Origin of the sequence: Pectobacterium parmentieri (assembly GCF_001742145.1) — a bacterium.
GTDB classification, from domain to species: Bacteria; Pseudomonadota; Gammaproteobacteria; order Enterobacterales; family Enterobacteriaceae; genus Pectobacterium; species Pectobacterium parmentieri.
Window position 1 is genome coordinate 513,418 of sequence record NZ_CP015749.1, and the last position, 23,051, is coordinate 536,468.

Annotated in this window: 21 protein-coding genes; 14 read left to right on the forward strand and 7 right to left on the reverse strand. The window is 50.8% G+C overall.

Annotated elements, in window-relative coordinates; translation table 11 throughout:
• Positions 1-182: 182 nt before the first annotated feature.
• The 3 genes from A8F97_RS02160 to proY all read left to right on the forward strand — a co-directional run bounded on the left by A8F97_RS02160 (position 183) and on the right by proY (position 4,596).
• Complete coding sequence (locus A8F97_RS02160; protein WP_033071833.1) at positions 183-1,289, forward strand: cobalamin-independent methionine synthase II family protein; 1,107 nt, start codon at positions 183-185, stop codon at positions 1,287-1,289.
• A 478-nt stretch (positions 1,290-1,767) separates the two neighbouring features.
• The gene (brnQ, locus tag A8F97_RS02165; protein WP_033071832.1) at positions 1,768-3,087 is read left to right on the forward strand and encodes a branched-chain amino acid transport system II carrier protein; all 1,320 of its coding nucleotides are present in this window, start codon (positions 1,768-1,770) and stop codon (positions 3,085-3,087) included.
• 132 nt (positions 3,088-3,219) lie between these two features.
• Complete coding sequence (gene proY / locus A8F97_RS02170; RefSeq protein WP_025918786.1) at positions 3,220-4,596, forward strand: proline-specific permease ProY; 1,377 nt, start codon at positions 3,220-3,222, stop codon at positions 4,594-4,596.
• 232 nt (positions 4,597-4,828) lie between these two features.
• On the opposite strand, the gene A8F97_RS02175 is transcribed toward proY, so the two are convergent.
• The 3 genes from A8F97_RS02175 to A8F97_RS02185 form a co-directional block, all read right to left on the reverse strand.
• Entirely contained in the window at positions 4,829-6,103 is a 1,275-nt protein-coding gene (locus A8F97_RS02175; RefSeq protein ID WP_033071831.1) for a mechanosensitive ion channel family protein, read from the reverse strand.
• Between the two features lie 217 nt (positions 6,104-6,320).
• Positions 6,321-6,923: a peroxiredoxin C gene (locus A8F97_RS02180; protein ID WP_010299049.1), complete on the reverse strand. Its 603-nt coding sequence runs from the start codon at positions 6,921-6,923 to the stop codon at positions 6,321-6,323.
• A 212-nt stretch (positions 6,924-7,135) separates the two neighbouring features.
• Complete coding sequence (locus tag A8F97_RS02185; RefSeq protein ID WP_005975991.1) at positions 7,136-7,717, reverse strand: acyl carrier protein phosphodiesterase; 582 nt, start codon at positions 7,715-7,717, stop codon at positions 7,136-7,138.
• Positions 7,718-7,849: 132 nt separating this feature from the next.
• Between A8F97_RS02185 and queA the strand changes: the two genes are divergently transcribed.
• From queA to secF, 5 genes are all read left to right on the forward strand, one after another.
• Complete coding sequence (gene queA, locus A8F97_RS02190; protein ID WP_033071830.1) at positions 7,850-8,917, forward strand: tRNA preQ1(34) S-adenosylmethionine ribosyltransferase-isomerase QueA; 1,068 nt, start codon at positions 7,850-7,852, stop codon at positions 8,915-8,917.
• Positions 8,918-9,136: 219 nt separating this feature from the next.
• Positions 9,137-10,282: a tRNA guanosine(34) transglycosylase Tgt gene (gene tgt / locus A8F97_RS02195; protein ID WP_014700851.1), complete on the forward strand. Its 1,146-nt coding sequence runs from the start codon at positions 9,137-9,139 to the stop codon at positions 10,280-10,282.
• A gap of 108 nt (positions 10,283-10,390) precedes the next feature.
• Positions 10,391-10,720: a preprotein translocase subunit YajC gene (yajC, locus tag A8F97_RS02200; protein ID WP_005975995.1), complete on the forward strand. Its 330-nt coding sequence runs from the start codon at positions 10,391-10,393 to the stop codon at positions 10,718-10,720.
• A 27-nt stretch (positions 10,721-10,747) separates the two neighbouring features.
• Positions 10,748-12,595: a protein translocase subunit SecD gene (gene secD, locus A8F97_RS02205; protein ID WP_025918783.1), complete on the forward strand. Its 1,848-nt coding sequence runs from the start codon at positions 10,748-10,750 to the stop codon at positions 12,593-12,595.
• A 10-nt stretch (positions 12,596-12,605) separates the two neighbouring features.
• Positions 12,606-13,574: a protein translocase subunit SecF gene (gene secF, locus A8F97_RS02210; RefSeq protein WP_014700849.1), complete on the forward strand. Its 969-nt coding sequence runs from the start codon at positions 12,606-12,608 to the stop codon at positions 13,572-13,574.
• A 72-nt stretch (positions 13,575-13,646) separates the two neighbouring features.
• Here the strand turns inward: secF and A8F97_RS02215 are convergent, their stop codons facing one another.
• Positions 13,647-14,216 carry a SadB/YajI family lipoprotein gene (locus tag A8F97_RS02215; protein ID WP_014700848.1) on the reverse strand — a complete coding sequence of 190 codons (570 nt, stop codon included), beginning with the start codon at positions 14,214-14,216 and terminating at the stop codon, positions 13,647-13,649.
• Positions 14,217-14,425: 209 nt separating this feature from the next.
• Between A8F97_RS02215 and nrdR the strand changes: the two genes are divergently transcribed.
• The 5 genes from nrdR (at position 14,426) to thiL (ending at position 18,157) form a co-directional block, all read left to right on the forward strand.
• Positions 14,426-14,875, forward strand: a complete 450-nt coding sequence (gene nrdR, locus A8F97_RS02220; protein WP_005975999.1) for a transcriptional regulator NrdR — start codon at positions 14,426-14,428, stop codon at positions 14,873-14,875.
• A gap of 35 nt (positions 14,876-14,910) precedes the next feature.
• Positions 14,911-16,077, forward strand: coding sequence for a bifunctional diaminohydroxyphosphoribosylaminopyrimidine deaminase/5-amino-6-(5-phosphoribosylamino)uracil reductase RibD (gene ribD / locus A8F97_RS02225; protein ID WP_050512671.1), 1,167 nt, complete (start codon positions 14,911-14,913; stop codon positions 16,075-16,077).
• Between the two features lie 110 nt (positions 16,078-16,187).
• The gene (gene ribH, locus A8F97_RS02230) at positions 16,188-16,664 is read left to right on the forward strand and encodes a 6,7-dimethyl-8-ribityllumazine synthase (protein WP_014700846.1); all 477 of its coding nucleotides are present in this window, start codon (positions 16,188-16,190) and stop codon (positions 16,662-16,664) included.
• Positions 16,665-16,688: 24 nt separating this feature from the next.
• Positions 16,689-17,108: a transcription antitermination factor NusB gene (gene nusB, locus A8F97_RS02235; RefSeq protein WP_005976004.1), complete on the forward strand. Its 420-nt coding sequence runs from the start codon at positions 16,689-16,691 to the stop codon at positions 17,106-17,108.
• A 68-nt stretch (positions 17,109-17,176) separates the two neighbouring features.
• Entirely contained in the window at positions 17,177-18,157 is a 981-nt protein-coding gene (thiL, locus tag A8F97_RS02240) for a thiamine-phosphate kinase (RefSeq protein WP_014700845.1), read from the forward strand.
• A gap of 109 nt (positions 18,158-18,266) precedes the next feature.
• On the opposite strand, the gene dxs is transcribed toward thiL, so the two are convergent.
• The 3 genes from dxs to xseB are packed head-to-tail and all read right to left on the reverse strand — an operon-like array spanning position 18,267 to position 21,306.
• Positions 18,267-20,132, reverse strand: a complete 1,866-nt coding sequence (dxs, locus tag A8F97_RS02245) for a 1-deoxy-D-xylulose-5-phosphate synthase (RefSeq protein ID WP_014700844.1) — start codon at positions 20,130-20,132, stop codon at positions 18,267-18,269.
• Between the two features lie 17 nt (positions 20,133-20,149).
• Positions 20,150-21,061, reverse strand: a complete 912-nt coding sequence (gene ispA / locus A8F97_RS02250) for a (2E,6E)-farnesyl diphosphate synthase (RefSeq protein ID WP_015730980.1) — start codon at positions 21,059-21,061, stop codon at positions 20,150-20,152.
• Positions 21,058-21,306: an exodeoxyribonuclease VII small subunit gene (gene xseB / locus A8F97_RS02255; protein ID WP_005976008.1), complete on the reverse strand. Its 249-nt coding sequence runs from the start codon at positions 21,304-21,306 to the stop codon at positions 21,058-21,060. Before xseB ends, ispA begins: the two co-directional genes overlap by 4 nt.
• A gap of 253 nt (positions 21,307-21,559) precedes the next feature.
• Between xseB and thiI the strand changes: the two genes are divergently transcribed.
• Positions 21,560-23,008, forward strand: coding sequence for a tRNA uracil 4-sulfurtransferase ThiI (thiI, locus tag A8F97_RS02260; protein WP_033071829.1), 1,449 nt, complete (start codon positions 21,560-21,562; stop codon positions 23,006-23,008).
• Positions 23,009-23,051: the final 43 nt, after the last annotated feature.

Sequence of the window (23,051 nt, forward strand, 5' to 3'; positions counted from 1 at the left end):
GTGAAAATTCTTCTATTGCCCTGCGATTCGCCACGTGACACGATATTGTTAAATTTGGACGTCCAGATGGCTAAATAAGATTAAATGTAACTATCCCTCTGGGCAAATATTTCACATTGAAACTATCTGCCAGTACGCTTCTTTCCTGAAGGCGAGTGCTGGCAACATGTCAGGAGCGACAGATGGCGAACACTTTATCCCCTTTCCGTGCCGATATCGTCGGCAGTTTTTTACGTCCAGCAGCGATTAAGCAAGCACGCCTTCAGCATCAGGCGGGTGAGATTGATGATGCGGCGCTGCGTAACGTTGAAGATCGTGAGATTCTGCGGGTGGTAGAAAAGCAGCGTGAAGCTGGCTTGCAGATAGTGACGGATGGTGAGTTACGTCGTTCTTGGTGGCACTTTGACTTCTTTGCTGATTTGCACGGCGTAGAGCGCTATGAAGCCGACCACGGTATTCAATTCAACGGCATTCAGACCAAATCCCATGCGATTCGTGTCGTGGATAAAGTGAGTTTTAACCCTCAGCACCCGATGCTCGACCATTTTCGCTACCTGAACAGCATTTCTGGCGATGCCGTCGCTAAAATGACGATTCCTAGCCCTAGCGTGATGCATTTTCGCGGTGGACGAAAAGCGATTGATGCGAAGGTTTACCCCGATCTGGCCGACTACTTCGACGATTTGGCGCAAACCTGGCGCGATGCGATCCACGCATTTTATGACGCAGGCTGCCGCTTCCTGCAATTGGATGACACTGTGTGGGCCTACCTGTGCTCTGACGATCAAAAACGTCAGATCCGTGAGCGTGGCGAAGATCCAGACCAACTGGCTCGAACCTATGCTGATGTCCTGAACAAAGCCTTGGCTGATAAACCAGCCGATCTGGTTATCGGTTTACACGTTTGTCGTGGTAATTTCCGCTCGACCTGGATTTCTGAAGGCGGGTATGAGCCTGTTGCAGAAATTCTGTTTGGTGAAGTGAATGTCGATGCATTCTTCCTGGAATACGATACCGAGCGTGCGGGTGGCTTTGAGCCGCTGCGTTTTGTGAAGCCGGGCCATCAGCAGGTTGTGTTGGGTCTGATCACCACGAAGAACGGTGAGTTGGAAGAGGCTGAAGTGGTGCAGGCTCGTATCGCGGAGGCGGCAAAGTATGTCGATCTCAGCCAGATTTGCCTGAGCCCGCAGTGTGGTTTTGCGTCAACGGAAGAGGGCAATAGCCTGACGGAAGAGCAACAATGGAATAAGTTGAAGCTTGTCGTGGATATTGCTAATCGCGTGTGGTGACACCGATGAAGTAACCTTATTTTTATAATGGAATATACAGAGGCTGGATCATACGATCCGGCCTTTTTTGTGGCTGTTATCCCGCTCTTCGTCCGCGATGTTGTTGTGCAATATGTTTTTTTTATGATCAAACAACGCATTTTATGTCGGTTTTTATCAGTTTTATTGCAATGAAATATCGATAAATGCGCAAATCATGTGTTATGCAAATCATGATAAACCAATTTATATTCTTATTTTTTAGTGTAAGTAGGCTAGATACTCTGGTTTTTAGATCTCCACTTGTCTTTTTACGCTATAAACGGTTTACTTAGCACCCAATATGGCTGTGCAAAAAATAACTCCTCTATACTCGTCATACTTCACATCGCCGGAGTGTTGGCATCATGCTTCGGGCCATCCGTTTGCGAACGGCTTCTGACGGCGATAAACGACACGATTTTTTTTATCGATTTGATACAGGCAACACGACATAACTATGAGCCATCGTTTAACTTCCAAAGATATTGTGGCATTAGGTTTTATGACCTTTGCTTTATTCGTGGGGGCAGGAAATATCATTTTCCCGCCTATGGTGGGATTGCAGGCAGGAGAGCACGTTTGGACTGCGGCAATCGGCTTCCTGCTGACGGCGGTTGGCCTACCTGTGCTGACCGTCATCGCGCTTGCTCGGGTTGGTGGCGGCGTCGATGCGTTAAGCTCGCCGATTGGTAAAAAGGCCGGTGTGGTCTTGGCTACCGTGTGCTACCTGGCTGTTGGGCCACTGTTCGCGACGCCGCGTACGGCAACCGTTTCGTTTGAAGTCGGTTTGGCGCCTTTGGTTGGTAATGGCGCGTCCCCTCTGCTGATTTATAGCCTGATTTATTTTGCTATCGTCATCGCGATTTCTCTGTATCCGGGCAAACTGCTGGATACGGTCGGCCATGTGCTGGCGCCGTTGAAGATCATTGCTCTGGCAGTATTGGGTATTGCCGCAGTGCTGTGGCCTGCGGGGACACCGATCCCTGCGACAGAAGCGTATGAGCATCTGCCGTTCTCCAATGGCTTTGTTAACGGCTATCTGACGATGGATACGCTGGGCGCGATGGTCTTTGGTATCGTAATTGTCAATGCGGCACGCTCACGTGGGGTGACAAGCTCAGTGCTGCTGACGCGTTACACCGTATGGGCTGGGTTAATCGCGGGCATCGGCCTGACGTTGGTCTATTTGAGCCTGTTCCAGCTTGGTTCTGTCAGTGGTGAACTGGTGCCGCAGGCACTGAATGGGGCAGAGATTCTCCATGCTTATGTGCAACACACGTTCGGTAACATGGGAAGCAGCTTCCTGGCGTTGTTAATCTTTATCGCGTGTCTGGTGACGGCGGTGGGTTTAACCTGTGCATGTGCTGAATTCTTTGCGCAATATCTGCCGTTGTCCTATCGCACGTTGGTATTTGTGCTGGGAACGTTCTCGATGGTGGTGTCCAATCTTGGCTTGAGCCACCTGATTCAACTTTCTATTCCAGTGCTGACAGCGATTTATCCGCCTTGTATCATTCTGGTTTTACTGAGCTTTACGCTCCGTTGGTGGAATAGCGCTTCACGTATTGTGGCACCCGTCATGTTAGTCAGCCTGTTATTTGGCATGATTGATGGTATAAAATCATCGGCTTTCAAGTCGCTGTTGCCAGAGTGGAGCCTCAATTTGCCACTGAGTGAGCAAGGATTGGCCTGGTTGCCACCGTCGCTGCTGGTTTTACTGATTGCAGTGATTTACGACAGACTGTGTGGTCGTCAGGAAGTTACGGTACATCAATAATATCGTTCATACCTGATAGCGCTGGGGATATCTTACTGCTCCAGCACTGCGTTAGGTTTCTGCACCACAGGTATTTGCCTGTGGTTTTTCTTTTTGTAATGTTTTTCTCTTATAAGACAGGGTTGCTTATCAATGGAACAACCATCTTCCAAGCTCAAGCGTGGGTTAAGCACGCGGCATATCCGCTTTATCGCCCTTGGCTCGGCGATCGGAACCGGTCTGTTTTATGGTTCTGCTAGTGCGATCCAAATGGCGGGTCCCAGCGTGTTGCTGGCTTACCTGATTGGTGGGATTGTGGCGTATATCATCATGCGCGCACTGGGTGAAATGTCGGTGCATAACCCGCAGTCCAGCTCGTTTTCTCGCTATGCGCAAGATTATCTCGGGCCGTTAGCGGGATATATCACTGGCTGGACCTACTGCTTTGAGATGCTGATTGTCGCCATTGCCGATGTGACCGCGTTTGGCATCTACATGGGCGTCTGGTTCCCTGCGGTGCCACACTGGGTGTGGGTCTTGAGCGTGGTGCTCATCATCGGTGCCATCAACCTGATGAATGTGAAGGCCTTTGGCGAACTGGAGTTTTGGCTCTCTTTCTTCAAAGTTGCCACTATTATCATCATGATCGTTGCCGGGATCGGCATCATTATCTGGGGCATTGGCAACGGTGGCGAACCCACCGGTATCCACAATCTATGGAGCAATGGCGGGTTCTTCAGTAACGGTGTGATGGGGATGATCCTATCGTTACAACTGGTGATGTTTGCCTATGGTGGGGTGGAGATCATTGGAATCACTGCCGGTGAGGCCAAAGACCCGCATAAATCCATCCCTCGCGCAATTAACTCTGTACCGTGGCGTATTCTGGTGTTCTATGTTGGTACGCTATTCGTCATTATGTCCATTTACCCGTGGAATCAGGTAGGCACCAACGGTAGCCCGTTTGTGCTGACGTTCCAGCATATGGGCATTACGGCAGCGGCGGGTATTCTGAATTTTGTCGTGATTACTGCATCGCTGTCGGCGATTAACAGTGACGTGTTCGGCGTAGGCCGTATGCTGCATGGGATGGCGGAACAGGGACATGCACCGAAAGTGTTTAGCCGCATTTCCAAACGTGGTATTCCGTGGGTAACGGTGGTCGTGATGATGATGGCACTGCTGGTAGCGGTGTACCTGAATTACATTATGCCCGGCAAAGTGTTCCTGGTGATTGCTTCATTGGCCACCTTTGCGACAGTGTGGGTGTGGATCATGATTTTGTTCTCTCAGATCGCTTTCCGCCGCCGTCTAAGTGCTGATGAAGTGAAGGCGTTGGCATTCCCGCTGCGTGGGGGGATCGCGACCTCTGTATTTGGTATCGTCTTCTTATTCTTTATCATCGGATTAATTGGCTACTTCCCGGATACCCGTATATCGCTGTATGTCGGTATTATCTGGATTTTGGTGCTTTTAGTGGGCTATGTTTGGAAGAAAAAGCGTCAGAACGCGGTGGCTGCACAGAATTAAGCGAGTTGCTTGTTATTGGAAGAAGCGCTCAGACTGTACGTTGACTAACCTATTTTCCGAACGAGAACGGGAGTAACGGAATAGAAGAGTAAAGCGTTTGCGCCATGGATGGCGCAATCCGAGCGTACAGGGATGTATTTACAGCGTCTTTACGATCTATCCGTTATTCCCGCGTTACTGGCTTTGTGAGCAACCTCAACGTTCCCATTGTAGCGTTTTTTTGTGCCTATTTTCACGCTTCCGGCGTAGTCATCTGCTGCGCCATCATTCGCATATCGTGACCGGTTGGCGTCTGATGAATGCGGAGATCGAACTCAGGCAGAATCGCAAAGATATGGTCGAAAATATCAGATTGAATGCTTTCGTAATCGACCCAAGCGGTGGTGTTGGTAAACGCGTAAATCTCTAATGGCACTCCTTCTGACGTTGGCGCAAGCTGGCGTACCATCAGCGTCATCCCTTTATGAATTCCCGGATGGGTGCGCAAATAAACCTGAAGGTAGGCGCGGAACGTGCCCAAATTCGTCAGACGACGGCCGTTCAGCGGTGATGTCAGGTCGGCGTCGGACTGTGCGTTGTGTTGCTCCAACTCGCTCTTCTTGTTCTGAATATACGCTGACAGTAGCTTGCTACGCAGCAAGCGCGCCTGTTCATCTTCCGTCATAAAATGCACGCTGGTGGTATCGATATTGATACTGCGCTTGATGCGGCGTCCTCCTGATTCCGACATCGACCGCCAGTTCTTGAAGGAGTCGGACACCAGCGAATAGGTGGGAATGGTGGTGACGGTATTGTCCCAGTTTTTCACTTTTACCGTCGTCAGCCCGATGTCGATGACGGCTCCGTCAGCGCCGTATTTCGGCATTTCGAGCCAGTCTCCCAGTGTTAACATGTCGTTGGCGGAAAGCTGGATGCCGGCGACGAGCCCCATAATTGGATCTTTGAACACCAACATCAGCACGGCGGCCATTGCGCCCAAGCCACTAATCAGAATCAGCGGCGATTTCCCGATGAGCAGCGACACGACCATGATGCTGATGACAACGGTGGCGATCAGTTTCAGGCTTTGGAAAATACCGCGTAGCGGCAGTTGTGCAGCGGCTTTCGTGCGAGCAGAAACATTGAGCAGCACATCGAGTAGCGAGAACAGAGACAGCAGCGCAAAAATCATAATCCACACTTGGGAGCAGATGATGAGCGCTTCACGGGTTTCACTTTGTGCGGGAAGCCACACAAAGACCTGAATATTGAGGATCACCCCTTGCAGCAAAAAGGCCAGCCGGTTAAACAGGTTGTGTTGTGTCAGCGCCTGCTTCCACCCATGACCCTCGGTTTTTCCTGGCTTATTGAGTGAACGCAGAACCATTCTTTTCAGCACAATCTGATGCAGAATCAGGTGGATGACGGCAGAAATGAGCAATATCAGCCCAAGAACAATCAGTAATGCAATGATGCCGGCGTGTTGTATCTCTGCTTCTCTCAGCCACAGTGCGAGATTTTGTTGCATGCGTTCTCCTTTTATTCCATCAATCTGTCGTGCGTTAACACGATGTGACGTTAAGGCTAAGGATTTAGCGCATCGAGTCAACCTTTTGTATTTTTTGGGATCGCGTAGGGAAGGTGAGCCGTGAGGAAAATGATGAGGGAGACATCTCGAAAAAAAAGCCAGTCGCATAGCAACTGGCTTGATTATCACATTACCTATTGAGGGCAACGATGAGGGATTACAGCTTGTCTGCGTTTTCAGACAGGTATTTTGCTACGCCGTCTGGTGACGCACCCATACCGGATTTCCCTTTTTCCCACTGTGCCGGGCACACTTCGCCGTGCTCTTCGTGGAATTGCAGGGCGTCAACGGTACGCAGCATTTCATCGATGTTACGGCCCAGTGGCAGATCGTTCACCACCTGATGGCGAACTACACCGTTTTTGTCGATAAGGAAAGAACCACGCAGTGCAACACCCGCTTCTGGGTGCTCAATGCCGTAGGCCTTCTGGATTTCGCGCTTAATGTCAGCAACCATCGCATACTGCACTTCGCCGATGCCGCCTTTGTCCACAGGGGTTTTACGCCATGCGTTGTGAACAAACTCGGAATCGAAAGAAACCCCAACCACTTCTACGCCGCGTTTCTTGAACTCGGCATAGCGGTGATCGAAAGCAATCAGCTCTGATGGACAAACGAAGGTGAAGTCCATCGGCCAGAAGAAGATCACGGCAGCTTTACCGTTGATATGTTTCTTCAGGTTGAAATTTTCGACAATTTCGCCACTGCCTAAAACAGCAGCGGCAGTGAAGTCTGGGGCTTGACGAGTTACCAGGACCATAATTACTCCTGTAGATAGCGGTTAATGATCGGAAGATGTAAAAAAACAGCGATTAGTATAGGGATTCTGTCTGAGCGAATACAGGCAAAGAGACCAATCAATGAGATAGCTTTTGTCTATTGAACTCATCGCTATTTCCTTTCAATAAATTACATTAGCCCTTTTGATAGAAAGGGCAATAGGTTACGCAGAAAAACGGAAAGGTTACGATCTCACAACTGTTGCGTTTTCGCTAACTGCATCATGCGTGGATAAAATTGCCAGAAGAGTATTTCAAATTGGTGATAGTGCTGCTCGATATCCTGAAAAGAGCCGGACAGGGCAGCCAGCTTCGGACGGCGTACCGACATTCTGTGCAGCACGTCGGCGATAAACGGCAGCTCCGCATAGCGCGTCATCCAACGTTCCGGCCACAAATAGAGATTCAGGTTCTGAAAGCGCTCGGGGGTTTGCGCCAGATGGGGTTCAATTTGTGATTGCGCGTCATCGATAAAGGTCTGCAAAGGCGTGTTCGGAACCAACTGTAGCCAGTGGCGTGCAAGATAGTGATCCCATAGGACATCTAATGTAATTGGCGAAACGCGGCGGAATTCATCGCTGAAATACTGACGCGCCTGTTTGACCTCTGGCAGGCTGTCGGTCAGCGAATCAACGCGGCGATGTAGGCGGATACCCGCGACGATTTCGTCAGCGTAGCTGTCCTGTGGGTTGCCGCGAACAAAGTCCGCCATCAGGTTCCCTAACAGGGAACTGTCGGCCAGCGTGGCCAGATGAAGGTGTGCAAGAAAATTCATCGTGACAGTATATACCCTTTCTATTGGGTATAATGCATTCCGCGACTCAGATGCTTATTTCTTGCAGCCATGCGCTTGCGGCTCTAGACTAGGCCGCCCATTTTTAATGTATTAACAGCTAAGTGAATTGCCATGCGTGTTGCCGATTTTTCGTTTGAACTTCCTGAATCATTAATTGCTCACTATCCACAGGCGGAACGCAGTGGCTGCCGTTTGCTGTCGCTGGATGGGCCGACGGGAAATCTGACGCACGGCGTATTTACCGATTTGCTGGAAAAACTGAACCCAGGCGATCTGCTGGTGTTCAATAACACGCGCGTGATTCCGGCACGTTTGTTTGGCCGTAAAGCCAGCGGCGGAAAACTAGAAGTGCTGGTGGAACGCGTGCTGGACGATCGCCGAGTACTGGCGCACGTTCGAGCGTCAAAAGCGCCAAAGCCGGGCACAGAGCTGCTGCTGGGCGATGATGAAAGCGTCAAGGCCACGATGGCGGCTCGTCATGACGCACTATTTGAGCTGCATTTCGATGACGCTCGCGATGTTTTGTCGATTCTGAATGCTATCGGCCATATGCCGTTGCCACCGTATATCGACAGGCCTGATGAAGACGCCGACCGTGAGCTTTATCAGACCGTGTATAGTCAGCGCCCCGGTGCTGTTGCTGCGCCGACAGCGGGCTTGCATTTTGATGAGCCAATGCTAACTGCGCTGCGCGAGAAGGGCATTGAAATGGCGTTCGTCACGCTGCACGTGGGTGCGGGTACTTTCCAGCCAGTGCGGGTTGATACGATCGAAGATCACATCATGCACGCCGAATATGCCGAAGTGCCGCAGGATGTCGTCGATGCCGTTCTGGCGTGCAAAGCGCGAGGAAATCGGGTGATCGCCGTGGGCACGACTTCGGTTCGCTCACTGGAAAGTGCCGCACAGGCCAGCCAGGATGCGCCGATTGCCCCGTTCTTCGACGATACCAAAATTTTTATCTATCCAGGTTATCACTATCGCATTATTGATGCGTTGGTGACCAATTTCCATTTGCCCGAATCGACGTTAATCATGCTGGTGTCCGCCTTCGCCGGTTATCAGAATACGATGTCTGCCTACCGTGAAGCGGTGGCTGAGCAATATCGTTTTTTCAGCTACGGTGATGCGATGTTTATTACGCATAATCCGCTGGCCGAACAGGAAAAAGTAGCATAACCCTAATACCGATCGTTTAAGAACCGAGATACACGGAGTGACCACGGGTGAGGCGTTCCTGCGGGAAGCTCATCCCCGTGTTTCTCCTAAAATGGGGCTTAAGTGACCAGCATTAGGCATAACCCTTGTTTTCTACACAATAGGAACGCCACAGGCCACGCTCTGTCAGGCGTTAATATATCATTATCATCAGACTGTTTTTCTGGTGTCGGAGGTTAAGTGAAGTACGAATTACAAACAACAGACGGCCGTGCGCGACGCGGCAGATTGATTTTTGAACGTGGTGTGGTGGAAACTCCGGCTTTTATGCCCGTGGGGACTTACGGCACGGTCAAGGGCATGACGCCAGAAGAAGTGAAAGAGACGGGCGCACAGATCCTGCTCGGCAATACCTTCCATCTGTGGCTGCGTCCCGGTCAGGAAATCATGAAACTGCACGGCGATCTGCACGATTTCATGCAGTGGCACGGCCCAATTCTGACGGACTCTGGCGGTTTTCAGGTATTCAGCCTTGGCGATATTCGCAAGATTACCGAACAGGGCGTGCATTTCCGTAACCCGATCAACGGGGATTCGATTTTCCTTAGTCCGGAGAAATCGATGGAGATTCAGCACGATCTCGGTTCCGATATCGTCATGATCTTTGATGAGTGTACGCCGTACCCTGCCGATTGGGATTACGCCAAGCGTTCTATGGAGATGTCACTGCGCTGGGCGAAACGTAGTCGCCAGCGTTTTGATGAGCTAGAGAATAAAAATGCGCTGTTCGGTATTATTCAGGGCAGTGTTTACGAAGATTTACGTGATGTATCCGTAAAAGGTCTGGTAGACATTGGCTTTGATGGGTACGCTGTGGGCGGTTTGGCTGTGGGGGAACCGAAAGAGGACATGCACCGTATTCTGGAGCACGTTTGCCCACAGATTCCAGAAGATAAACCACGCTATTTGATGGGCGTTGGAAAACCGGAAGATTTGGTGGAAGGTGTACGTCGCGGTGTCGATATGTTCGACTGCGTAATGCCAACGCGTAACGCACGTAACGGACACCTGTTTGTGACTGATGGTGTGGTGAAAATCCGTAATGCGAAGCATAAAGATGACGTCAGCTCGTTGGATGAACACTGTGATTGCTACACGTGTCGCAATTATAGTCGTGCCTACTTGCATCATCTTGACCGTTGCAACGAAATACTCGGAGCACGACTCAATACCATTCATAACTTGCGTTATTATCAGCGTTTAATGGCGGGTTTACGTCAGGCCATTGAAGAGGGTAAATTAGAGCACTTTGTGGTGGATTTTTACCAACGGATAGGCAAATCCATTCCGCCGCTTGCTGAAAACGATGTTGCTGCGAGCAACTGATGGCTCGTTCGCTATGAATGCATTTTGCTGTGAAGCGTTTTTATAATTGTAAGGTTGATAATTTATCTTTTTGATAGCTTATCTTTTGACAAAAAAGAGGATATTTAAATGAGTTTTTTCATCTCCGATGCTGTAGCTGCGACAGGTACTCCGCCTCAGAGTCCGTACACTATGGTTATTATGCTGGCCGTTTTTGGTCTGATTTTTTACTTTATGATCCTACGTCCTCAGCAAAAACGTGGCAAGGAACACAAAAAGTTAATGGATTCCATCAGCAAGGGTGATGAAGTCTTGACGAGTGGTGGCCTGGTTGGTCGCGTGACCAAAGTGTCCGAAACGGGCTATATTGCGATTGCGTTGAACGAGACCAATGAAGTGGTTATCAAACGTGATTTCGTGGCTGCAGTGCTGCCGAAGGGCACGATTAAAGCCCTGTAATTTCTGATTTTCCCGAAGGGAACTGCCGTGTTAAACCGTTATCCTTTGTGGAAGTATCTGATGCTGGTCGTGGTGTTGTTTGTCGGCCTGCTCTATGCGCTTCCTAACCTATATGGTGAGGATCCGGCGGTACAAGTTACTGGTGCGCGGGGAACCGCCGCCAGCGAAACGACGCTGATCCAAGTCCAGAATGTCCTGAAAGAACAAAATATTACCAGTAAGTCGATTGCATTAGAAAATGGTGCAATTCTGGCTCGCTTCTCTAACCCTGATATTCAGCTCCGTGCGCGTGAAGCGCTCGTTAATGAGCTGGGCGAAAAATTCGTCGTTGCACTTAACCTTGCTCCTGCTACGCCAACCTGGCTGCGGTTGTTAGGTGCTGAACCGATGAAATTGGGGCTTGACCTGCGCGGCGGCGTTCACTTCCTGATGGAGGTGGATATGGATACGGCGCTGGGTAAATTACAAGAACAAACCATGGACTCTTTGCGCAGCGATCTGCGTGAGAAGAACATTCCTTATGCCGCTGTACGTAAGATTGATAATTACGGCGTCGAAATTCGCTTCCGTGATGCTCAAACGCGTGATGATGGCCTCAGCTATCTGACGTCTCGTCATCGTAACCTGGTTCTCAGCAGTAGCGGTGGCAACCTGATGCGTGCGGTGATGTCGGACGAACGTCTGCGTGAAGCACGTGAATACGCCGTACAGCAGAACATCAATATCCTGCGTAATCGTGTGAACCAACTGGGCGTTGCCGAACCGCTGGTACAACGTCAGGGTTCTGACCGCATCGTCGTTGAATTACCGGGTATTCAAGACACGGCGCGCGCGAAAGAAATTCTTGGTGCAACCGCTACGCTGGAATTCCGTCTGGTCAACAGCGATGCTGATGCGACAGCGGCGGCAAACGGCCGTGTGCCGGGCGATTCCGAAGTGAAGAATATGCGTGACGGTTCACCCGTTGTGCTGTTCAAACGCGTCATCCTGACGGGCGACCACATCACGGATTCCACATCAAGCAATGACGAATACAATCGTCCTCAGGTGAATATTTCTCTGGACAGCGCGGGTGGCAACACCATGTCCAATTTCACCAAAGACAGTATTGGTAAGCTGATGGCGACGCTGTTTGTGGAATACAAAGACAGCGGCAAGAAAGATGCGACGGGTCGTTCAATACTGGAAAAACACGAAGAAGTGATCAACGTGGCGACGATTCAGTCGCGATTGGGTAACAGCTTCCGTATTACCGGCATTGATAACCCGAATGAAGCGCGTCAGCTTTCTCTGTTGCTGCGTGCGGGTGCGCTGATTGCTCCGATCCAGATCGTGGAAGAACGTACTATTGGGCCAACGCTGGGGATGCAAAACATCACTCAGGGTCTGGAAGCCTGTTTGTGGGGCTTGATCGCGTCGATTCTCTTTATGGTTTTCTTCTACAAGAAGTTTGGTGTGATTGCGACCAGTGCATTGGTTGCTAACCTGGTATTGATTGTCGGTGTGATGTCATTGTTACCTGGCGCTACGCTGACCATGCCGGGTATTGCCGGTATCGTGTTGACGTTGGCGGTCGCAGTGGATGCTAACGTATTAATCAACGAACGTATCAAGGAAGAACTCAGTAATGGTCGCTCTATACAGCAGGCTATCCACGAGGGCTACAAAGGTGCATTCAGTTCCATTGTTGATGCGAACGTCACAACGTTGATTAAAGTCATCATCCTGTATGCCGTGGGTACCGGTTCAATCAAAGGGTTTGCTATTACTACTGCGATTGGGATTGCGACCTCAATGTTTACGGCGATCGTCGGTACTCGTGCCATCGTTAACCTGCTTTACGGCGGTAAACGCATCAACAAGCTGTCTATCTGAGGAGTGCGTTGTGGCACAGGAATACAACATTGAACAACTAAACCATGGGCGTAAAGTCTATGATTTCATGCGCTGGGACACATTGGCGTTTGTGATTTCCGGTCTGCTGATCATGATCGCTGTCGCGATCATGGGTGTGCGTGGTTTCAACTGGGGGCTCGATTTTACCGGTGGTACGGTCATTGAGATTAACCTTGAGAAACCGATCGATCTCGATGTTCTGCGCAGTTCGTTGGAGACCTCTGGGTTTTCAGAACCGCAGGTACAAAATTTCGGTAGCAGCCGTGACGTGATGGTGCGTATGCCACCGGTTTCTGGTAGTGAGAACGAAGCGCTCGGCAACAAAGTGCTGACGGTGGTGAATGATACCTTCCAGCAGCATGCGACGGTGAAACGTATCGAGTTCGTTGGGCCGAGTGTGGGAAGCGATTTAGCACAGGCGGGCGCGTTGGCGCTGTTGTCTGCACTGATTGCAATCCTCATCTACATTGGCTTCCGCTTCGAGTGGCGTCTGGCATTAGGTGCTGTGTTGGCGCTAGGGCATGACGTGATCATTACGATGGGGCTACTGTCTTTGTTCAGTATTGAGGTTGATCTCACGATCATCGCCTCGCTGATGTCGGTCATTGGTTATTCGCTTAACGATAAGATCGTTGTGTCTGACCGTATCCGTGAGAATTTCCGCAAGATCCGACGCGGAACACCTTACGAAATTACCAACATTTCTCTGACACAGACGCTGCACCGTACCATCATCACGTCGGCGACCACGCTGGCGATGATTTTAATCCTGATGTTCTTTGGCGGTGCGTTATTGCATGGTTTCTCGATGACAATGTTTATCGGTGTCATCATCGGTACCATCTCTTCTATCTATGTTTCTTCAGCTTTGGCTCTGAAACTGGGAATGAAGCGTGAACACCTGCTGATTCAGAAAGTGGAAAAAGAGGGCGCGGATCAACCGTCTATCCTGCCTTAATCTGCTGGTTGTAAATATAAAAAACCCCGCGCTGCGGGGTTTTTTGCATCGTAGTATTAGGAAATGCGCTTGCTAGGGGGACTCGGTTGCGGCAACGGGCGGTGGGCTCTGTACTTCCTGAACCTGGTGTAAATGAACAAAGCCAAGCTCTTCCGGCGACAGACCGCTCAGGCGTAATTCAACAATCGCTTCGGTTTTTGGTAACAGCGTGGGTGAGACAACAAAAGACTGCGTTTGCGTATCCCCTACTAAAGGCTTCCCGCTCACGGGGTCGAGGCGTCCCCAATCCAACTGTGCACCAAAGGCGGGTAACCCTTTAGCATCAAGCGTGCGAATGTGTAGCAACGCGCTGGTTCCGTTCGCTTCTGTCTCTATATTGCGTAACGATACGCTGAGCCTGCCAATGCTGCTTTCTAACTGTATGCTCGTCTGCGCCGCTGGCAGTAAATAAACACCAGAGGCGGATTGGGAATTCAACGCATTTTGTCGTTCCAATGCTGTGGCCTGATCGGTCAGCGTTTGCAATTGGTGATTTAACTGGCCTATCTGATTTTGCAATTTAGGCATCTGGCGTTGTTCTGCGCATCCTGCGAGCAATAACAGCGCTGGCAGGAAGGTCAGTACGCGATATCGGATTCTCATATCTGTGGTTCCCCTTTCGATGTCTTATTCATTGATCCCTGTTGTTGAGTTTAGTCGTGATGAAGCCTAAGTCATAGGTGATACAGCTTTTTTCATCCGCTTACCGGAAGAGAGGCGAAACCCTCCGTAACGCGAATCAGGAGTTTTGGTTAGTCCGTTAATTCAGGGTAAACTGTCTCTACGTTAAGGATTACTGGTCAGGACACATCATGCATTGCCCATTTTGTTCCGCTGTTGATACCAAAGTCATTGATTCCCGTCTGGTCGGCGAAGGTTCGCAAGTCCGTCGTCGTCGGCAGTGTCTGGTTTGTCACGAACGCTTCACCACGTTTGAAGTGGCTGAACTGGTGATGCCGCGAGTCATCAAAAGCAATGAAGTGCGCGAGCCGTTTAATGAAGACAAATTGCGTAGCGGTATGTTGAAAGCGCTGGAAAAAAGGCCGGTGAGTTCGGATGACGTTGAAATGGCGATTAATCATATAAAATCTCACCTTCGTGCGACCGGAGAACGCGAGGTGACTACCAAAATGGTAGGCAATCTGGTAATGGAAGCGTTGAGAAAGCTGGACAAAGTGGCTTATATCCGGTTTGCCTCGGTGTATCGCAGTTTTGAAGATATCCGTGAATTTGGCGAAGAGATCGCACGTTTACAGGACTAGATCGTGTCGATTCAACAGAGACAAGAGGGACGGGAATGAGCGCTTTCCAGGAAAACAGTTCTCAGAAAAATAATGCTCAGGAAAACGGGCAATTGCCGCAGGATGCATTCTACATGGCGCGTGCGTTAGAACTGGCGCGTCGTGGCCGTTTTACGACGGCACCTAACCCCAATGTTGGCTGTGTGATCGTGCGTGATGGCGAGATTGTCGGTGAAGGCTACCATTTCCGTGCGGGTGAACCTCATGCTGAGGTGCATGCGCTGAGAATGGCGGGGGAACGCGCACGTGGCGCTACGGCCTATGTCACTCTGGAACCGTGCAGCCACCACGGACGAACGCCGCCTTGTGCCGATGCGCTGATTGCTGCTGGCGTTTCTCGTGTGGTGGCCGCAATGCAGGACCCCAATCCACAGGTTGCCGGTCGTGGTTTACATCGCTTACAGCAATCAGGGATTACCGTTAGTCATGGCGTGATGATGGCTGAAGCAGAGAAGGTGAATGTCGGCTTTCTGAAACGTATGCGGACGGGCTTTCCTTACGTGCAGCTCAAAATGGCGGCGTCTTTGGATGGGCGTACTGCGATGGCATCGGGAGAAAGCCAGTGGATTACTTCGCCGCAGGCGCGGCAGGATGTACAGCGTTTTCGCGCGGAGAGCGCCGCAATTCTGAGCAGTAGTGCGACGGTATTGGCCGACGATCCCTCCCTCACCGTGCGGTGGTTAGAATTGGATGCGGATGTTCAGAAACGCTATTCAGAGGCAGATCTCAGGCAGCCCGTTCGGGTGATTGTGGACAGTCAGCAGCGCGTCACGCCGCAACATCGCGTTGTTAGCCAACCGGGTGAAACCTGGTTAGCACGTGTTCAGGCCGATGAACAGGCATGGCCGCAGGGCGTTGAACAGGTCATGCTACCGCAGCACAATGGCGGCGTTGATTTGGTGGCGCTAATGATGGTGCTGGGGAGGCGTCAGATTAACTCCGTCTGGGTTGAGGCCGGAGCAAGTCTGGCCGGGGCGTTGCTTAATGCGGGTGTCGTTGATGAACTTGTCGTTTATCTTGCCCCCAAACTGCTGGGTGAAAATGCCCGTGCGCTGTGCCTCTTACCAGGGTTAGATCAACTGTCTCAGGCACCAGAATTTGACATCGCAGAGGTTCGCCAGATTGGCCCGGATTTGCGATTACGCTTGAAACCCAAATTCTGATGCATATGTAAATACGTGGCGTCGGCCTGACAAAACCGGATACGTGCCAACAAAAATTATGATAGAATCCGCCCCCCTGCGGGCCATAAAGACCAAATACAAGGAAAGCTATGAACGTTATCGAAGGTGTTGTTGCTACTCCTGATGCCCGTGTGGCGATTGCGATTGCGCGTTTTAACCATTTTATTAACGATAGCCTGCTGGAAGGTGCGGTTGATGCATTGAAACGCATCGGTCAGGTTAAAGACGAAAACATCACCGTGGTTTGGGTGCCGGGCGCTTACGAACTGCCGTTGACGGTTCGTGCGCTGACCAAAAGTGCGAAAAATGGCGGATATGATGCCGTTATTGCTCTGGGAACGGTCATCCGTGGTGGAACAGCGCATTTTGAATTTGTTGCTGGTGAATGTAGCTCTGGTCTGTCCTCCGTTGCGATGGACAGCCAAATTCCTGTTGCTTTCGGCGTTCTGACGACGGAAAGCATTGAGCAGGCGATTGAGCGTGCTGGCACGAAAGCGGGGAACAAAGGTGCAGAAGCCGCTTTGACCGCGCTAGAAATGATTAATGTATTGAAAGCGATTAAGTAAGCCTGATTAAGTAAGGGGAATTCCGTGAAACCTGCTGCTCGTCGCCGCGCTCGTGAATGTGCGGTTCAAGCGCTTTACTCCTGGCAATTATCTAAAAATGATATTGCCGATGTTGAACACCAATTCCTGAGCGAGCAGGATGTCAAAGATGTCGACATAGCCTATTTCCGTGAATTGCTGGCGGGAGTTGCCACTCAAGCTGAGAAGCTGGATCAACTGATGGCACCTTTCCTGTCTCGCCAGATTGATGAATTGGGACAGGTTGAAAAGGCGATCCTGCGTTTGGCGATGTTTGAGCTGAGCAAGCGCGAAGATGTTCCTTACAAGGTGGCGATTAACGAAGCCATTGAACTGGCTAAAACCTTCGGTGCTGAAGATAGCCATAAGTTTGTGAATGGCGTGCTGGACAAAGCTGCTCCGAGTGTACGGAAAGGCAAGAAGTAAAATGAATCGAATCAGGGCCGGATATCCGGCCCTGATCGCTTTTGAATGATAGGCTGGCTGGAAAGGTTATGGTTGAAGGTGAGTTTGACCTTATTGCCCGCTATTTTAATCGGGTTCGAAGTTCACGTCGCGATGTCGAGTTAGGCATCGGTGATGATTGTGCGTTACTGACGGTGGCTGATAAGCAACTGCTGGCGGTGAGTACCGACACACTCGTATCTGGCGTTCATTTCCTACCAGATATCGATCCCGCCGATCTGGGTTACAAATCTCTGGCGGTCAATTTAAGCGATCTGGCTGCAATGGGTGCCGATCCTGCCTGGCTTTCTCTGGCCATTACTCTACCTAAAAGCAATAGCCAGTGGCTGTCCGCCTATAGCGACAGCTTATTTGAGCTGCTTGATTATTATGGCATGCAGTTGGTCGGCGGCGATACGACGCGTGGTCCATTGAGCCTGACGTTAACTATCCACGGCCTGGTGCCCGCAGGTCGGGCGTTGACGCGTCGCGGAGCCAGAATTGGTGACTGGATTTATGTTACCGGTTCATTAGGCGATAGCGCTGCCGGTCTGGCTATCCTCCAAAACTCACTGCGTGTTGATGATGAAGATACGCGTCAGGGATTGATGCAGCGTCACCTTCGCCCTCAGCCTAGAATTTTGCAAGGGCAGGCGTTGCGCGATCTGGCCAGCTCGGCCATCGATCTTTCCGACGGCCTTATCTCGGATCTCCAGCATATACTTAAAGCCAGCGAGTGCGGTGCACGTATTCATCTCGATGCGATTCCGCAATCTGATTGGCTACGAAGCTGTACTGACGAAGAGCAGGCGTTGCGTTGGGCGCTATCTGGTGGAGAAGATTATGAGTTGTGCTTTACCGTGCCAGAAATTAACCGCGGTGCATTGGAACTTGCTTTAGGGCATCTCGGTGCTGACTATACCTGTATCGGACAAATCGGGCCTTCATCGGAAGGATTACGCTTTTTCAGAGATAATAAAGCGACCGAGTTGAATTGGAAGGGATATGACCATTTTAGTGAGCAAGGCTGACCCGCGAAGCACTGATATAGCATTACGGCTGAGTAACCCCTAGCGCGCTGGTGGCGACTACGATGTTGTTACACCGGGGCTCTATGTTGCCCCGGTTGTCGTAGGTCTCTTATTTCATCCACTGTATGATGTTGCGCTCAATGCCAGCGGCATCCAGACCGAGATCGGCACGGATTTCTTCCTGCGAACCTTGCGGAATAAATATATCCGGTAGCCCAATGTTTAGCACTGAGACGGCAAGGCGTTTCGCCATCAGAAATTCATTCACACCGCTCCCGGCACCGCCCATGACAGCATTCTCTTCCAGCGTCACGAATGTGCTGTGAGACTGTGCCAGCTCTTCAAGCAACGCTTCATCCAGCGGTTTCACAAAACGCATGTCGACGAGTGTGGCGTTCAACTTCTCAGCCGCAATCTGCGCTTCCGGTAATAGCGTACCAAAATTCAGAATAGCGATTGTTTCACCCTGACGACGCACCATACCTTTGCCGATTGGCAGTTCTGATAATGGCGTCAGTTCCGTACCCGTACCGTTTCCACGCGGGTAGCGTACCGCGGTAGGGCCTTTTTGGTAGTGATAGCCAGTGTGCAACATCTGGCGACATTCATTTTCATCGCTGGGCGTCATGATGACCATATTCGGGATACAGCGTAAGAAAGAGAGATCGAACGCGCCTTGATGCGTTTGCCCATCGGCACCAACAATACCACCGCGATCGATAGCAAAAAGAACCGGTAGATTCTGAATCGCTACATCGTGGATAACCTGATCGTAAGCACGTTGCAGGAAAGTTGAGTAAATCGCGACGACGGGATGATAACCACCGACTGCCAGGCCAGCAGCAAACGTGACAGCATGCTGTTCGGCAATCGCTACGTCAAAATATTGTTGCGGATAGTCGCGCGAAAATTGCACCATGCCGGAACCTTCGCGCATCGCTGGTGTGACTGCCATGAGCTTGCTGTCTTTGGCGGCGGTTTCCTGTAACCATTGACCAAAGATCTTGGAATAGGTGGGTTGGGCACCTTCTTTGCTTTTTGGCAATGTGCCGCTGGCGGGATCAAATTTTGGCACCGCGTGCCAACTGATTGGATCCTGCTCGGCAGGCGCGTAACCTTTGCCTTTCTTCGTCATGATGTGCAAAAGCTGCGGGCCTTTCAGATTACGCATGTTCTTCAGCGTATGCGCCAGCGCCTGAACGTCATGACCATCGACTGGGCCAATATAATTAAAGCCCAGCTCTTCAAATAGTGTGCCCGGTACAACCATGCCTTTAAGATGTTCTTCGGTGCGCTTCACTAACTCTTTGATGGGAGGCAGGCCGGATAAAACTTTTTTACCGCCTTCACGCAGGCTGGCGTAGAGCTTGCCGGATAATAGTTGTGCCAGATGGTTGTTCAATGCGCCGACGTTTTCCGAAATCGACATTTCATTGTCGTTCAGTACAACAAGCAGATCGGATTTGATGTCGCCTGCGTGGTTCATCGCCTCAAAGGCCATACCCGCAGTAATCGCGCCGTCGCCGATCACACAAACGGTACGGCGACCTCTACCTTCACGCTCGGCCGCGACGGCCATACCCAACCCGGCACTGATTGAGGTGGAGGAATGTCCGACGCTTAATACGTCATATTCGCTTTCATCACGCCACGGGAAGGGGTGCAAACCGCCTTTTTGGCGGATTGTTGAAATACGATCGCGACGGCCCGTCAGGATCTTATGCGGATAAGCCTGATGACCAACATCCCACACCAGATGATCAAAAGGCGTGTTATAGATGTAATGCAGTGCAACCGTTAATTCAACCGTCCCTAACCCTGAAGCAAAATGTCCGCTTGAACGGCTGACGCTGTCCAACAGGTATTGGCGCAGCTCATCGCACAGTTTTGGCAGGCTCTCTTTCGGTAACAATCGAAGTTCATCCGGTGTTTCCACTAACGCCAATGTAGGGTACTTCGCGGTATCAAAACTCATAGAGACTCATTAAGTAATTACTTATCGCGTTCAACGATGAAATTCGCCAGCGCTTGTAGTGGTGCAATATTCAGGGATGTTGGGCTAGATGCGATGAGATCGTCCAGCGATGCCAGTGACTCCTGATAAAGCTCCTGTGCTTTTTTTCGTGCGTTATCTAACCCCAGCAGGCTGGGGTAGGTGCTTTTACCTAACTGCTGGTCTGCACCCTGACGTTTGCCTGTTGTCGCACTGTCGCCAACAACATCGAGAATATCGTCCTGAACCTGAAAAGCGAGCCCAATCGCGTTAGCATAACGATCCAAGTGAGGTAAGGCTGCACGCCCTGCGTCACCTGCGGCGAATGCGCCCAGTCGGACAGCGGCGCGGATCAATGCCCCCGTTTTGTGGCGATGGATCCGCTCTAATGCAACCAGATCAACCTGATGACCTTCCGCTTCCAGATCGAAAGACTGACCACCACACATACCTGCTACGCCACTGGCGTGAGCCAATTCTGAGAGCATTGCCAGCCGATCGCGGTCGGAGACCTGCGGCATCGGTGCGTCGGCCAGAATAGAGAATGCCAGCGTTTGCAATGCATCACCCGCCAGAATGGCATTGGCTTCACCAAATTTGATGTGACAGGTCGGTTGTCCGCGGCGTAAATCGTCGTCGTCCATCGCTGGCAGATCGTCATGAATCAATGAATAGGCGTGGATACATTCTACTGCCGCAGCAGGGGCATCCAGACTTTCTAGCGGCATGCCAAACAATTCGCCCGTAGTATAAACCAGAAACGGACGCAGGCGTTTGCCCCCTAAGAGTGAGCCGTACTCCATTGCATTGACTAGTGGACTACTCTGAAAGGGGAGGTCAGCGATAAAATGCCCCAACATGCGGTTAGTGCGTTGGTAATGCGCGTTCAGTTGCGTGTTGAAATCGGTCATAGCGAGTCATTATCCGGCGTAAACGGTGACAACGGCGCATCGGGATCGTCGCTTAGCAGGATTTGTACGCGCTGCTCTGCCTGTTGCAGCTTTTGCTGTCCCTGACGAGCGAGCTGGATGCCATGCTCGAACTCATTTAGCGCATCATCCAGTGGCAGTTCGCCAGATTCGAGGCGGGTAACGATTTTTTCCAGTTCGTTCAGTGAGCTTTCAAAGCTGACTGGCTGCTCGGTCTTCTTAGGCATAGTGGTTTCAGAATCCTGGTGTTATACGCCGTTGGCTTGTGGCGGCAAAGCGTGGTATCGCGTTTAGTCATCCGTGGATGGCGTGACGATTATACGGTTAAAACGCACAGTATATCTGCATATAATGATATACTCCGCGCCCTGGATGCTATTGGTAAAATCATCTCTGTTCTGGCTGATTTTACCGATAACGTGATTTTAGTGCTCAGGGTAAATTTATTTACACCTGTCTGACCAAGTAACGACAGCCACCATGAAGTTTATCATTAAATTGTTCCCGGAAATCACCATCAAGAGCCAATCTGTGCGGTTGCGCTTTATCAAGATTCTAACCGGAAACATTCGCAACGTATTAAAACACTATGATGAAACGCTGGCGGTTGTCCGTCACTGGGATCATATCGAAGTTCGGGCCAAAGACGAAAGCCAGCGTGGAGCGATTCGTGATGCGCTGACGAGAATTCCGGGTATTCATCATATTCTGGAAGTTGAAGATCACGCCTATACCGACGTGCATAACATCTTTGAACAGGCGTTGGTGCTGTATCGTGAACGTCTGGAAGGCAAGACGTTTTGTGTACGAGTAAAACGCCGCGGTAAGCATGAGTTTAGTTCACAGGACGTGGAACGCTATGTCGGTGGCGGGCTGAATCAGCACATTGAAACGGCGCGAGTCAATCTCACCGCTCCGCAGGTCACTGTGCATCTGGAAATCGAGCAGGATCGTCTGTTGCTGATTAAGGGCCGTTATGAAGGGATTGGCGGCTATCCGATCGGTACGCAGGAAGATGTACTGTCACTCATTTCCGGTGGTTTCGATTCCGGTGTATCCAGCTATATGTTGATGCGCCGAGGATGCCGCGTGCATTACTGCTTCTTCAATCTTGGCGGTGCAGCACACGAGATTGGTGTGAAACAGGTGGCGCATTATTTGTGGAACCGGTTTGGTAGTTCACATCGGGTGCGTTTTATTGCTATTGATTTCGATCCCGTTGTTGGTGAAATTCTGGAGAAGGTCGACGACGGGCAGATGGGCGTCGTCTTGAAGCGCATGATGGTGCGTGCGGCCTCCAAAATAGCTGAGCGTTATGGCGTTCAGGCGTTGGTGACTGGCGAAGCGCTAGGGCAGGTTTCCAGCCAGACGCTGACTAACCTGCGTTTGATCGACAATGCTTCCGATACCCTGATTTTACGCCCGCTGATCTCTCATGATAAAGAGCACATTATCAAACAGGCTCGCGAACTGGGGACGGAAGATTTCGCCAAAACGATGCCGGAATATTGCGGTGTAATCTCCAAAAGCCCGACGGTGAAGGCCGTGAAAGCGAAGATTGAGGCCGAGGAAGGCCACTTTGACTTTGCTATTCTGGATCGCGTGGTGAGTGAAGCGCGAAATATTGATATCCGTGAGATCGCCGAGCAGACCAAGCAAGACGTGGTTGAAGTCGAAACGGTCGCATCATTTGCGCCAACTGACGTGCTGCTGGATATCCGCGTGCCGGATGAACAGGACGATAAGCCGCTTCAACTGGAGCAGATCGAAATTAAATCCTTACCGTTCTACAAGCTGGGTACGCAGTTTGGCGATTTGGATCAGAGTAAAACCTATTTGCTTTACTGCGAGCGCGGCGTGATGAGCCGTTTGCAGGCGTTATATTTGCGTGAGCAAGGTTTCAGCAATGTGAAGGTATACCGTCCGTAATATAGAAAGGCGCGTAAGCGCCTTTTTCATCAGTTTTCATCGC